This is a genomic window from Microbulbifer sp. CAU 1566 (assembly GCF_023156515.1).
In the GTDB taxonomy this organism is placed as follows: Bacteria; Pseudomonadota; Gammaproteobacteria; order Pseudomonadales; family Cellvibrionaceae; genus Microbulbifer.
This window is the reverse complement of sequence record NZ_JALNMG010000002.1, coordinates 703,063-716,139: the sequence shown is the minus strand read 5'-3', so window position 1 is coordinate 716,139 and position 13,077 is coordinate 703,063. Positions and strand designations below refer to the sequence as shown.

General features: G+C 55.2%; 14 protein-coding genes and 1 tRNA gene. 12 read left to right on the top strand and 3 right to left on the bottom strand.

Annotation, left to right across the window (positions count from 1 at the left end; all coding sequences use genetic code 11):
- The first annotated feature begins 263 nt into the window (after positions 1-263).
- The 3 genes from M0G74_RS08275 to M0G74_RS08265 are packed head-to-tail and all read left to right on the top strand — an operon-like array spanning position 264 to position 1,225.
- The gene (locus tag M0G74_RS08275; RefSeq protein WP_248216121.1) at positions 264-617 is read left to right on the top strand and encodes a VOC family protein; all 354 of its coding nucleotides are present in this window, start codon (positions 264-266) and stop codon (positions 615-617) included.
- Between the two features lie 50 nt (positions 618-667).
- Positions 668-880, top strand: coding sequence for a hypothetical protein (locus tag M0G74_RS08270; protein ID WP_248216119.1), 213 nt, complete (start codon positions 668-670; stop codon positions 878-880).
- Positions 881-901: 21 nt separating this feature from the next.
- Positions 902-1,225, top strand: coding sequence for a DUF2845 domain-containing protein (locus M0G74_RS08265; RefSeq protein ID WP_248216117.1), 324 nt, complete (start codon positions 902-904; stop codon positions 1,223-1,225).
- 122 nt (positions 1,226-1,347) lie between these two features.
- Here the strand turns inward: M0G74_RS08265 and M0G74_RS08260 are convergent.
- A tRNA-Arg gene (locus tag M0G74_RS08260) sits at positions 1,348-1,424 on the bottom strand.
- A gap of 224 nt (positions 1,425-1,648) precedes the next feature.
- Complete coding sequence (locus tag M0G74_RS08255; protein ID WP_248216184.1) at positions 1,649-2,632, bottom strand: tRNA-dihydrouridine synthase; 984 nt, start codon at positions 2,630-2,632, stop codon at positions 1,649-1,651.
- A 387-nt stretch (positions 2,633-3,019) separates the two neighbouring features.
- On the opposite strand from M0G74_RS08255, the gene M0G74_RS08250 reads away from it, so the two are divergent.
- The 8 genes from M0G74_RS08250 to M0G74_RS08215 all read left to right on the top strand — a co-directional run bounded on the left by M0G74_RS08250 (position 3,020) and on the right by M0G74_RS08215 (position 10,726).
- Complete coding sequence (locus tag M0G74_RS08250; protein ID WP_236250304.1) at positions 3,020-3,268, top strand: OadG family protein; 249 nt, start codon at positions 3,020-3,022, stop codon at positions 3,266-3,268.
- A 141-nt stretch (positions 3,269-3,409) separates the two neighbouring features.
- Complete coding sequence (gene oadA / locus M0G74_RS08245; RefSeq protein WP_248216114.1) at positions 3,410-5,200, top strand: sodium-extruding oxaloacetate decarboxylase subunit alpha; 1,791 nt, start codon at positions 3,410-3,412, stop codon at positions 5,198-5,200.
- An 11-nt stretch (positions 5,201-5,211) separates the two neighbouring features.
- On the top strand, positions 5,212-6,525 hold the full coding sequence (locus tag M0G74_RS08240) for a sodium ion-translocating decarboxylase subunit beta (RefSeq protein WP_248216112.1): 1,314 nt from the start codon (positions 5,212-5,214) through the stop codon (positions 6,523-6,525).
- 186 nt (positions 6,526-6,711) lie between these two features.
- Positions 6,712-7,497: a co-chaperone DjlA gene (djlA, locus tag M0G74_RS08235; RefSeq protein WP_248216108.1), complete on the top strand. Its 786-nt coding sequence runs from the start codon at positions 6,712-6,714 to the stop codon at positions 7,495-7,497.
- Between the two features lie 89 nt (positions 7,498-7,586).
- Positions 7,587-7,892, top strand: a complete 306-nt coding sequence (locus M0G74_RS08230) for a BolA/IbaG family iron-sulfur metabolism protein (RefSeq protein WP_248216106.1) — start codon at positions 7,587-7,589, stop codon at positions 7,890-7,892.
- 609 nt (positions 7,893-8,501) lie between these two features.
- Positions 8,502-9,263: an OmpW family outer membrane protein gene (locus M0G74_RS08225; RefSeq protein WP_248216104.1), complete on the top strand. Its 762-nt coding sequence runs from the start codon at positions 8,502-8,504 to the stop codon at positions 9,261-9,263.
- Positions 9,264-9,367: 104 nt separating this feature from the next.
- Positions 9,368-10,354, top strand: a complete 987-nt coding sequence (locus tag M0G74_RS08220) for a DnaJ C-terminal domain-containing protein (protein ID WP_248216102.1) — start codon at positions 9,368-9,370, stop codon at positions 10,352-10,354.
- Positions 10,355-10,405: 51 nt separating this feature from the next.
- Positions 10,406-10,726 carry a chaperone modulator CbpM gene (locus tag M0G74_RS08215; RefSeq protein WP_236250305.1) on the top strand — a complete coding sequence of 107 codons (321 nt, stop codon included), beginning with the start codon at positions 10,406-10,408 and terminating at the stop codon, positions 10,724-10,726.
- A gap of 22 nt (positions 10,727-10,748) precedes the next feature.
- Here the strand turns inward: M0G74_RS08215 and M0G74_RS08210 are convergent, their stop codons facing one another.
- The gene (locus M0G74_RS08210; protein ID WP_248216097.1) at positions 10,749-11,741 is read right to left on the bottom strand and encodes a calcium/sodium antiporter; all 993 of its coding nucleotides are present in this window, start codon (positions 11,739-11,741) and stop codon (positions 10,749-10,751) included.
- A 331-nt stretch (positions 11,742-12,072) separates the two neighbouring features.
- On the opposite strand from M0G74_RS08210, the gene M0G74_RS08205 reads away from it, so the two are divergent.
- A complete protein-coding gene (locus tag M0G74_RS08205; RefSeq protein ID WP_248216094.1) occupies positions 12,073-13,077 on the top strand; it encodes a DUF533 domain-containing protein in 1,005 nt (334 codons plus the stop codon).

The following is a 13,077-nucleotide window of genomic DNA, read 5'->3' as shown; positions in this document are numbered from 1 at the left end:
GAGTCATCGCCGGGGAAAATACGTTACTTCTGCTCCACTTGTGGGTCCCATCTGATTGCTGAAAAAGAAGGTCGTCCACATTACATTCTTCGGGTCGCAACATTAGATGAGGACCCTGGCGTCAAACCAGATTCTGTAATCTGGAGGTCTCATGAGGTTTCATGGCTGGAGTACGGTGATCATATTGCCGCGCACCAGGAGTGGCAGCCGGGCCGATAGCTTGCATTTTTGGCTGGATGGTGAAAATTATACTGAGGGCTTTTATGACTGGGCCAGCAAGAAATGGTGCGCTCGTCTATTCAGACAATTTTCAAGAACTGTCTATGTTCTACAGGGAGTTTTTTGGAATGAAAGTGCTCAGAGAGGCGGAGGAGTTCGTAAGTCTGGATAACGATGGATTTAATGTCGTCGTTCATGCGGCACCATTCAAACTACCGGAAGATGGGTTTAATGCGGTTAAGTTATTTTTGACGGTGAATAGTCTTGACGTCGCCAAAAGAAAAGCTGCCGAACTTGGTGGGCAGGTATTCGAAGGGGAGTGGGAAAACTCGATGTTTAAAGTATGTAACATTGCGGATCCAGATGGAAATCAAATTCAGATCCGTGAGTTCTTATGAGTTCTTTGTCTTTTGCCAGTTTATTTTCGGGATGAGGCGGGAGTTGCAAAATGGCAAGAGTTTTTGGGATATTTAAGATTATCGCACTGTCTACATTAATGATTGCCGGCATTTGTATTTTGGGTGTGGAAGCTGGTCGCTTAATTGATGCGCCGACCTCGGCCTTCCCAAATATTCTATTGCTAGTTGGTATTTTCTGTAGCGTTTTTGGTTCGACTGTGTGGCTAGTGATGGAAGTTCGGCAGATTAAAAGACATTGTTGACGCGTTAAGGGAGTTTTAGCCGTGAGAAAGTTAAAAATTACATTGGCGAGTATTCTGGTTGCAACAGCGGTCTCTGCATTTGCTGATGGGGCCTTCCGGCTTCCCAATGGAAAGCTTATCCAGGAGGGAAAGAGTAAACAGGAGGTCATCTATATGGCTGGTCCTCCCATGTATCAGGAGGTGGAGACTATCGCGGTAGATGAGGGGATGGGTGGAAATCCAGTGAAGAGGGAGGTCTTAACCTATCGGCTACCCAGCTCTGTGGGTGGGATGTCACTGGTGACCGTAACTATAGAGAACAACAAGGTTGTTTCTGTGGCGTCTAAGCAGGAAAGCAGGATGTAGGCTTTTTGCGGGCAGGGCGGCTATTGGCTGGAATGGCCCCGTCACGCATCGATATGTCGTTTATTTTTTGAGGGTGCGAAATAAAAAAGCCCCGAGATCTTTCAATCTCGGGGCTTTCTGTATGGCGCACTCGGGAGGATTCGAACCTCCGACCGCTCGGTTCGTAGCCGAGTACTCTATCCAGCTGAGCTACGAGTGCGTCGTTGTGGTTGCGAACTATAGTGACTTGCCTCGGCTTCGTCAACTCTTTTTTAACGAGTTTTCTGAAAAACTCTTTAAAAATCCGCAAGTTACCGAGCTTCAGTGGCAACCTGAGGTGGTTGCTTCAGCTCGATAGGGCGCGCATTCTGCCGTGGAGGAGAGGGCTTTGCAAGACCTTTTTTCAGTTTTTTATCCGCTCGATGCCTTTGGGCTCGGCGCCTCTCAAGCGGCTTCTATTCCGACGCTAGAGGGGGGCGCGCCGGTGGAGTTTTCGGTTGGGATCATTTGCTCTGCAAAGGCCATTTCCAGTAGTTCGGGGTCTCGGTGGCGCTTGATCTGTTCGAAGAAGCGCTTTGCCTGCGGGTAGCTCAGTTTCAGGTAAGCCAGCCACTGTTTGATCCGGTTGCCCAGGTATTTTGCCGGGTAGATGTCTTTGGTGGTGGTGTAGTAGTCGTAGAGCAGGGCGGCGACCTGGTGCCAGGCTAACGGTGTGTAGTCCCGGTTCTCGCACAGGGCGCGTATTTGCAGGCCGATATCCGGACGGGCGAGCAAACTGCGGCCGAACATGAAGGCATCGCAGCCGGTGACGGCTCGGCACCGCTGGAAGTCCTCCAGCGTCCAAAGGTCGCCGTTGGCGATGACGCGGATGCCCACCTGCTCGCGAATTTCACCGATGTATTCCCAGTAAGCGGGAGGGCGATAGCCATCGACCTTGGAGCGGGCGTGGACCGCAAGTTCTGAGGCACCGCCGGCTTCTGCGGCGCGGGCATTGTCCAGGTAGCTGCTGCGGTCTTCGAAACCCAGGCGAATTTTTGCCGAGACAGGGATTTCCGCGGGCACTGCGTTGCGTACCGCAGCGACTATACCTTCAACGCGGGAGGGTGACTGCAGCAGGCAGGCGCCGCCATCGCTGTTATTCACGGTTTTGGCCGGGCAGCCGAAGTTGAGGTCGATGGCTTTTGCGCCGGCCTCGACGGCTTTGGCTGCATTGTAGGCCATGGCCTGCGGGTTGCCCCCCAGTAATTGCAGTTTGACCGGGATGCCATTTGGCGTCTCGGCGCCCTGATCCAGCTCTGGGCAGAGGCGGGTAAATACCCTGCGGGGCAGGCGGGTATGGGTCACCCGGACAAACTCGGTCACGCAGACATCCAGACCGCCGATACTGGAGAGCAGCGCGCGTACGTGGTGGTCGATGACCCCCTCCATGGGGGCCTGATAGATTCTGGGTGCTAACGATGTGTCGCGACATCCATCCTTCTGTTGTGGGCGCGTCGGTGCCGATACTTCTGGCTGTTGATTTGGCATAGATAGAATTGCGTGAGAGGTTGTGCTCGGGTTGCGAAAATCGCAGACAGTTATTGTACGGAATTCTATATTGCCTCCTAGCGATTTGTGCAATTAACCGGCAGGTTGATTTCAAACAGGACAAGTGAGCGAATCTGGTAACGAAAATGGTCGAAAAAGGCGGTTTCGTCGGGGTTCTTGGTTGCTTCTGTAACTAATAAGTGTTTGATTTTGAAGGGATCTTGTATTGATAATGTTGCCCGCTCAATCGGATCAGATGAATAAATTGCAAATAATGAGGGGAATAAAGTGCAAGAGTCACTGATGCAGCAAGGCCTGGACATCACCGTCTTCGGCATGGGAATCGTATTTACATTTCTGCTGGTACTGGTGATCTGCACCTCCATCATGTCCCGCCTGATAACACGTTTTTTTCCTGAGCCTGAACCGGCTGCAGCGCCGTCCTCTGCCGGGGGAGCCCAGGCTCCATCCGGTAATGAGCGCCTGAAAAAAGTGATCAAAGCGGCAATCGAGCAACATCGCAACCGGCGCAAATAGATAACAAGCGCGGCGGACTTTTTGCACTCCCATGATGAGGTTGAACGCAGCACCCAAACGCTGCAATGACCTTGAGAGTGCTTCGAGCCAGCGATTCATTTTTCCAAATTTCCAAGACCCAACTTTCGAGAGAGACGACCCATGACTGAGGTTAAAAAGCCACTGGGGATTACCGATGTAGTCCTGCGCGACGCCCACCAGTCGCTATTCGCTACCCGCCTGCGGCTGGACGACATGCTGCCCATCGCGGAGAAACTGGATAAAGTGGGCTTCTGGTCTCTGGAGTCTTGGGGCGGCGCTACCTTTGATGCGTGCATCCGCTACCTGGGTGAAGACCCCTGGGAACGTATTCGCGAACTGAAAAAAGCGATGCCGAATACCCCGCAGCAAATGTTGTTCCGCGGCCAGAATATTCTCGGTTATCGGCACTACGCCGATGATGTGGTCGAAAAATTTGTCGAGCGCGCCGCGACCAATGGGGTCGATGTCTTCCGCGTGTTCGATGCAATGAACGATATGCGCAATCTGCAAACCGCACTGGCGGCGGTTAAGAAGCAGGGCAAGCACGCACAGGGCACTATCTCTTATACCGTGAGCCCGGTGCACAATATGGACATGTGGGTCGACCTGGGGCGCCAGATCGAAGACATGGGGGCAGACTCCATTGCCATCAAGGACATGGCTGGCCTGTTGCGCCCTTACGAAGGCTTTGAGCTGGTTTCCAAACTCAAGGCGGCGGTGGATATCCCCATCCACATGCAGTGTCACGCGACCACTGGACTGTCCACTGCTACCGCACTGAAGTGTGTGGAGGCGGGCATCGACAATATCGATACTGCGATTTCTTCCATGTCCATGACCTACGGTCACAGTCCTACCGAGGCGGTTGTTGCCATTCTTGAGGGCACCGACCGGGATACCGGCCTGGATATTAATCTGCTGGAAGAAATTGCAGCCTATTTCCGTGAGGTTCGCAAAAAGTACGCGAAATTCGAAGGCTCCTTGCGCGGTGTTGACTCCCGTATTCTGGTAGCCCAGGTACCGGGCGGCATGCTGACCAATATGGAAAACCAGTTGCGCGAGCAGGGCGCCGGTGATCGCCTGGATGAAGTGTTGGAAGAAATTCCCCGTGTGCGCAAGGATCTGGGCTTTATCCCACTGGTTACACCGACTTCGCAGATCGTTGGTACCCAGTCGGTACTGAACGTATTGACCGGTGAGCGCTACAAATCGATCTCCAAAGAAACCGCTGCGGTCCTGAAAGGCGAATACGGTGCGACACCGGCGGAGGTTAATAAAGAACTACAGGATAGGATCCTGGACGGAGCCGAGCCGGTGACCTGCCGCCCGGCAGATCTGCTAACGCCTGAGCTGGGTGTACTGGCTGATGAGCTAAAGCAGAAAGCGGCGGAAGACGATGTTGCACTGACCACCGGTGGCGGTGAGATTGACGATGTGCTGACCTATGCGCTGTTCCCGCAGATTGGCCTCAAATTCCTGAAAAACCGCGGTAACCCGGAGGCGTTCGAGCCAGTGCCTACTGGCAACGAGTCTTCCGAGGTGAAAAATGCGGAGGGTGACAGTGTTTACACGGTCACCGTAGAGGGGCAGAAGTACACAGTGACTGTCGCCGACGGCGGTGATGTAACCGGGATGGTACCGGTGGGGCAGGGTGCTTCCTCTCCTGCTGCAGGCGCAGCTGCGCCAGTCACTTCCGGCGGTGAGCCGGTGAAGGCGCCACTGGCCGGTAACATTTTCAAAGTATTGGTGAAGCCCGGTGACCAGGTGGCTGAGGGCCAGAATATCGTGATTCTCGAAGCCATGAAGATGGAAACTGCGGTGAGTGCGCCGCGTGCCGGTACCGTGACGGGAATCAGTACCAAAGAAGGTGATTCCGTGGCGGTGGGCGATGCCCTGCTGACCATCGCATAACGGGGGCCACAGTGGAAAATATAACGAACCTCTGGCTCTCGTCGGGCGCCAACCAGATGACCATCGGCCAGTTCTCCATGATTCTGGTGTGCCTCGGTCTCCTGTTTCTGGCGATTCGCAAAAACTTTGAACCTCTGTTGCTGGTGCCAATCGGCTTCGGTGGTGTGCTTGCCAATATTCCGGGCGCCAACCTTGCGTTGCCGGCGGTGGAGGCGGCCATCTATTCCGGCGATACCGGTGTGCTGACACAGCTGGCGCAAGCGCTGGGGCTGGGTGCATTTGAATCCATTGACGGCCTGAAGGCGGCGCTGGAAAGTGCGCCGGCCGCGGCGGCGGAGCGGGCGGCCCAGGTCGCTGCGGATGCGGGCTTCAACAATGGCATGCTGTATAACTTTTACTCCGTTGCCATTGCCTCCGGGATTGCCCCGCTGGTGATCTTTATGGGCGTGGGTGCGATGACGGATTTCGGTCCGCTGCTGGCTAACCCCCGCACCCTGTTCCTCGGCGCTGCGGCGCAGTTCGGTATTTTTGCCACGGTGCTGGGCGCGGTGGGTATGTCTGCGGCCGGGATTATGGATTTTTCCATCGCCGACGCTGCGGCCATCGGTATCATCGGCGGTGCCGACGGTCCCACGGCAATTTACGTTTCCAGCCTGCTGGCGCCGGATCTGCTGGGTGCCATTGCGGTGGCGGCTTATTCCTATATGGCACTGGTGCCACTGATTCAGCCGCCGATCATGCGCGCCCTGACGACCGAGCAAGAGCGCCGTATCGAGATGGTGCAGCTGCGGCCGGTGAGCAAGCGTGAAAAGATTGTGTTTCCGCTGGTGTTGCTGATTCTGGTTGCACTTTTCCTGCCGGATGCGGCGCCGCTGCTGGGTATGTTCTGTTTCGGTAACCTGATGCGCGAGTGCGGTGTGGTTTCCCGCCTGTCGGATACGGCGCAGAATGCCCTGATCAATATCACCACCATCTTCCTGGGTCTTTCCGTTGGCTCCAAATTGGCGGCGGATAAATTCCTCGACCCCAAAACCCTGGGTATCCTGGCGTTGGGTATTGTGGCCTTTGCGATCGGAACCGCGGCCGGTGTATTGATGGCGAAGTTGCTGAACGTTTTCAGCAAGAACAAAATCAATCCGCTGATCGGTTCCGCGGGTGTTTCTGCGGTTCCCATGGCTGCGCGGGTGTCCAACAAGCTGGGGCTGGAATCCAACCCGCACAACTTCCTGCTGATGCATGCGATGGGGCCCAATGTGGCCGGTGTGATTGGCTCTGCGGTCGCCGCAGGTGTCATGATCACGATGGTCAGGGCCATGACCGGCTGATCACCCGTTTACACTTCGCTCTCTTGAAACCCCGCACTTGCGGGGTTTTTTGTTGTTGATCGCATGTCCTGACTTGTTGGTCGTATGTTTGCGGCGGCGAGGGGGCCGGGAGCGGCTGGGCATGCTAAGATGGCGGCCATTTTTTCAGCTAAATGGCACCGTTTATCGGTGTCTGTAGGAGTGGTTATGTCCTGGTTGGGAGCCGGTATCGGTGCCGGCATCGGTATGATGTTCGGTGGTCCTATTGGCGCTGCCCTTGGCGCCTGGGTGGGCAGTTCCTTTGGGTCCGGTCTTAAACGGCTTAGCGAAGCCGGGGTGACCCTGAACCGGGATGGGGTGCAGACGGTGTTTATTGTCGCGCTGTTCTCCATGCTGGCCAAAATGGCCAAGGCGGATGGGCAGGTTTCCAAGGCAGAAATCCAGCTGATCGAAGATTTCATCAACAACAATCTACGCCTCAAAGGTGAGGATCGCCAGCAGGCGATCAAAATCTTCCAGAACGCCAAAAACGACGATTTCAGCATTTACGATTACGCCAATCAGTATCGCCAGCTGATTCGCAATCAGGCGATGCGGGAAATGGTCTACCGCCTGCTGTTTGCAGTGGCGTTTGCCGACGGTGAACTGCACCCGGCAGAAGAGGAGATTCTGCGCAAGATCCCGGCATCCCTGGGACTGCACGAATCTATCTTTAGCGCCATGTTCAATGAATTCACCCATCGCAGCCCGGGCAGTGGCAATAACTTGCAGGCACACTACGACATCCTGGAATGCAGCCCGGATGTGAGTGACAAAGAACTCAAGCTGGCCTATCGCCGCAAAGCGGCGGAGTTCCACCCGGATAAAATGGCCTCCAAGGGGTTACCGGAAGAGTTTATGCGCCACGCGGAAGACCAGATGAAAAGTGTTACCGTGGCCTATGACACGATTGTCGCGGCACGTAAGCGCGAGGCCGCGGTTAGTCAGGCCTGACGCCCCCCGGTGTGTCCGGATGTCACTAATTTTCGAGCCGACTATTTCTGAATTAACTATTTCTGGATTAGCTATTTTTTGGATCAACTATGTCACTTGCCGATCAGATTCAACAGAAGTTGCAGGATGCCTTTGCACCTAGCCATCTCGAAGTGGATTGCGAAAGTCACCTGCACAATGTGCCCGCAGGATCGGAAATGCATTTCCGTGTGGTACTGGTGAGTGAAGCGTTTGCGGCTGTGCGCAAAGTACAGCGTCACCAGAAGGTGTACGGCGTCTTGGCCGATGAAATGGCGGGGCCGATTCATGCTTTGGCATTACACCTGTATACCGCCGAAGAGTGGGCGGGGCAGGCACCGGCAAGCCCGCAGTGCCTCGGAGGTAGCAAGAGTTGAGTTCCTGGGCCCGTTTCTCCTGCGGGCCTCTCTAGATTTCCCTCTTCACATTTTTCTTTCCAGATTTTTCTCACCAGATTTTTCTCCCCAGATTTCTCTTTCAAAAATAAAGAAGCCTGAAGTGGGGCGCCGGTGCTGGCGACACTACTCCTAATAGTTCATTCCTGATTTCTGCTGCTGTTGCCCTCGCAAAGAAATTTACGCGCCAATTTTTTTATCCCAACACTTCTTTACGCTTTGTAATTTCCGCGCTCTTGGGACCTGAATGTCGCCTGAATAGCTGACGGAAATTTTCCTATTTTTGGTGGTGGCACCTTGTTGTGGAATCTTTTCTGGCGGATAGATCTTTTTTAACTCTGGTGGTTGTCATCGTATTCATCAATTTTGGCGTAAAAAAAACCCTCTTTGCGAGATTCAACTGGACCGTCGTTTTTTGCGACTGACGTTTAGTTTTCCCTAAATAAAAAATGTGGCGACAGAACCGTACAAAAGTTCCACAGATGAAGATTTTTTTTGGTTGTTTTTTCTACAACCGCTCTGGGGCGTGTCTAGACTGACAAGTGATTGGGTTAATTGCTGTTTAATTTGCCGAATACGATGGAGTTCTCAATGAAAATGACACGCGTTCTGACACCGCTTGCTATCGCTGTTGCTGCAATGGTTAGTGCCCAGCAGGCAGCTGCTGATATGTGGAGTGATGGAGATTTTGTTGTCCGTGTTGGTGCCAGTTGGGTAGATCCGGACGATGGTAATGATCAGTTCCGTCTGAGTGATGACCTGCTCGGTCTTAACTTCGATGTCGATTCCGATACCACCTGGAATATTTCTGGTGCCTGGTTGCCGGTCGAGCATTGGGGTGTAGAGCTGATGTATATCGGTGCTACGGATCACGACCTGGACATTACCGGAATTCGTGATGGCAATGTCACTTACTCGACCGATCGTTACCGCGTGGGTGGCTTCGAAGCCAGCTATAGCAACGCTTACCTTAACTGGTATCCGCTGAGCCGCGACTGCATGGGTCAGCCCTATGTAGGTATCGGTGTGAACTATACCGACTTCAGTGATGAAAGCCTGCGCGGTGAACTGCGCGATTTCATTAACGACCCTGACGTCGGCCTGGATGTTCGTGATGTGGACTACGGTCTGGGGCACTCCTGGGGCTTCACCGGACAAATCGGTGTCGACTTCCGCTTTGGTCGCGACAGTGCTTTCCTGGTGAACGCTGCGGTACTGTACATTGATGCGGATACTGACCTGACCACCTACTACACCAATGTGGCGCTTGAAGGACGTCCGCGCCTCAGTGTTACCGATGATGTGGACTACAGCCCATGGGTATTTAACCTGGGCGTTGGCTACTCTTTCTGATCTCCTTATGTGAGTGACGAGTAGCGTTCATGGAAGAACCGAAAAAGGCACCTGTGGGTGCCTTTTTTGTTGGCTCAGTAACTTAAGGACCCGGTGATTCATTCATGGAGTACCGCGACTATTACCAGATATTGGGTGTCGAGCGTTCGGCCGCTCAGGCTGACATCAAACGGGCCTACCGCAAGCTGGCGCGAAAGTATCACCCTGACGTGAGTAACGAGGGGGATGCAGAAGAGCGCTTTAAAGAAGTCAGCGAAGCCTATGAAGTGCTGAAAGATCCAGAAAAACGCGCAGCTTTCGACCAGTTGGGCACCAACTGGAATAGTGGGCAGGACTTCCAGCCGCCGCCGAACTGGGACCAGGGCTTTGAGTTTCATGGAGGTGGTTATACCGAGGCAGACCCGGAAGCTTTCAGTGATTTTTTTGAAAGCCTGTTTGGCCGTGGTGGCTTTCAGCCAGGGGCAGGGCATCACCGAGGCTTTCATCAGGGCGGGCGCCAGTTTCACGCGCGGGGAGAGAATACCCATGCACGCATTGCCATCGATATTGAAGATAGTTACCGCGGCAGCAAGCGCCAGATCACCCTCAAGCATTCCGAGCTGGGGGCGGATGGGCGGCCGGTGATTCGTGAGCGCAAGCTGAATGTGACCATTCCCAAAGGCGTAACCGAGGGCCAGCAGATTCGCTTGGCGGGCCAGGGACAGCCGGGAATTGGTGAAGGCAAAGCGGGAGATCTGTTTCTGGAAATCGCATTCAACCCGCATGCGCGATATAGCGTGGAAGGTAAAACCGTATACCTGGATCTGCCGGTAGCGCCCTGGGAGGCAGCACTGGGGGGCAAGGTACCGGTGGAAACACCCAGTGGTTCTGTCAACCTGACCTTGCCGGCGAATAGTAAAAACGGCGGTAAATTACGCTTGAAAGGACGCGGGCTGCCGGCCAAGGAGCCCGGCGACTTGTATGTGGTACTCGACATCGTGACGCCGCCGGCGAACACGGAAGCAGAGCAGGCGGCCTATCGTCAATTTCGCGATGCATTTCAATTTGAACCGCGGGGTGGCGACGCTGGGGGCAACAGAGGGAGTGTCTAAATAGAGTGTCTAAAGGGAGTATATAAAGGGAGTATATAAAGGGAGTATCTGATGATGGAAGCGAAAAGCGAGCCGGCGGACAGTTTGTCGGAACTACTCGATGAGCAGAGCCGAATTACCCTCAGGGAGTTGTGCGCAGCGTGTGAGCTGTCTGCAGAGCAGGTTATTTCACTGGTGGATGAAGGGGTGATCGAAGCCTATCCCAAGGGAAATACGCTGCACTTCAGTGGCATCTGTGTGCGAAGGGTCCGCCGGGTTTACCGGTTGGAACGGGATCTTGGCGTGAATCACGCAGGAGCGGCGCTGGCCCTGGAACTGCTCGAGGAAATCGATCAGCTCCGGGCGAAGATCCGACGCCTGGAGCGCCGGTAAAGGGCAGTTGTCTGAGCGTGCGTTAAACAGCGGCCTTGCTGGTGATTTCGTACACGAGATAAGACGTATAGGCCACATAGGCCAGCAACAGCGCTGCGCCTTCGAATCGGTTGATGCGCCCCTGATGCCCGCGGAAACCAAAGCCAAATATAAACAGGGCAATGGTCAGGCCCATGACCATCGGCCAGTCACGGTAGATCAGTTCTGCGGGCACTTCTGGCATGGGAGCGATGGCGCCGGCGATTCCCACCACGGCCAGCAGATTAAACATGTTCGAGCCGACCACGTTACCAATGGCGATATCGTGCTGTCCTTTTCTTGCCGCGACCACGGTAGCCGCAAGTTCTGGCAGGGAGGTACCCAGCGCGACAATGGTGAGGCCGATAATCAGGTCGCTGACACCCAGCTGATGGGCAATGGTCACTGCGCCCCACACCAGTAGCCGCGAGCTCACAATCAATAGCACCAGACCGGCAACTACCCAGAACAGCGCTTTACCCAGGGGCATAGCGTGCTCTTCCAGGCTGTCTTCCAGTTCACCTTCGAATTCATCACCCTGGCCTTTGCTTTTAATAGCAGAGTAAATCGACCAGCCAATTACGCCGAAGAATCCCGCCAGCAGTATCAGTGACTCGGTTCTGCTCAACCCTCCATTCCAGAAAAACGCGGCAGTGACACAGGTGATTACCAGCAGCAGCGGTAATTCCTTGTGGATGATTTTACTGTGCACTGTGAGGGGGATCATGATCGCGGTGGCACCCAGGATCAGGCCGGTGTTAGCGATATTGGAGCCGTAGGCGTTACCCAGGGCCAATCCCGGGCTGCCGTCCAGCGCTGCCATGGCGGAAACCACCATTTCTGGTGCAGAGGTACCAAACCCGACGATGACCATTCCGATCAGTAGCGGCGGCATGCCGGCATGTTTGGCAGTAGCGGCGGCACCATCGACAAATCGATCGGCACTCCACATCAGCAGGATAAATCCAGCGACGATGGCGAGCAGGGCAAGAATCATGGGGTTCCTTAGGTTATCTGGGCGTCAAAGTATTGGAACGTCGGTTCACCGCAAGCGCAGGTGATGACTGGAAGCCAAAGTGGGGGCGATTGTACCGACAACGGCGGCGACTTGCAGTGCTCATCCTCGGTCCTGCTCCTCACCTTCTCCTCACCTTCTCCTCTACATGGGTAATCAACAGGATAGCGTCCCGCTGGTGGCTGAATTTGGGGGACCTTACAGTTTGGGCTGATTTGTGCCAGGCCCGAACCTGTAGCAATGAGCCTGTGGAATGAGAATTGTGGCGAGAGGCGTTTGTTTAGAAGTTCGAGAATTAAGAGGTCGGTGAATTATGAACAAGAAGTTGCTTCTGGGTGCTCTGATCGGTGCCGGTATGTCGATGCTGAACAAAAAAATCCGTCAGCAATCCGCGCCGTCAGCGGGGGTGCCACCGAAAGATTTCAACAGGCCCGACTTCAGCAAGGTGCCGCCGCCCCAGCAGCCGGGTGGCCCGAATCTGGACGATATCCTCGCCCGTGCCGGGCAGCCTGGTGGCCTCAACCCCGGAGGTACACCGGGTGGCCAGGGGGGTGGGCAAGCAGGAGGCGCTCCCGGCGGCGATATCTTTGGGGGTGCCATTCCCGCGGGTGCCGGCGCAGGGGGCGCCGCGGTCTTGATGGAACTGGCACGGCGGATCTTTGCTCAGATGCAGCAGTCTGGGGGCGCGATTCCGGGTGGTGCGATTCCAGGCGGGACAGTGCCCGGAGGATCGGGACAGTCACCCGGTGGTGGCATGGGTAGTGGCATGGGCGGTGCAGGGGGAGGTGGATTGGGAGAAATCCTGGGGCAGATCTTTGGGCGCGCCAACGGCAAATTTGGGCAGCAGGGGCCGGAAGGACCCAAGAAAAATCCGGGAAGCTGGCAGGGCTCTTCGTCCTCGTCGCAGGGGCCGGGAGGCTTGTTCGGCTTTGTGAATACCGCCGAGGGCAGCGGAGCGAAGGATTTGAACGGCGGCGAGGGACAGGCGGATGCCATGCTCAAAGCCATGGTTGCCGCTGCCCAGGCCGATGGGCGTATTGACGAGACTGAACAGCGCAACATTCTGCAGGCGCTGGACGGTCAGCTGGAGGCTTCGGCGCTGGATGAGTTCCGCCAGTTTCTCACTCAGCCAATCAGTATCGATGACGTGGTTTCTGAAGCCCGGGATCCGGCAACCGCATTCAACCTCTACCTGGTGTCAGCGATGACGATCAATCCGGACAACGCGCAGGAGCGCCAGTATATGGAAGCGCTGGCGGAGAAACTGGGGATCTCCGAGCAGGCGGCGCAGGTCATCGAACAGCAAATACCCCGATAA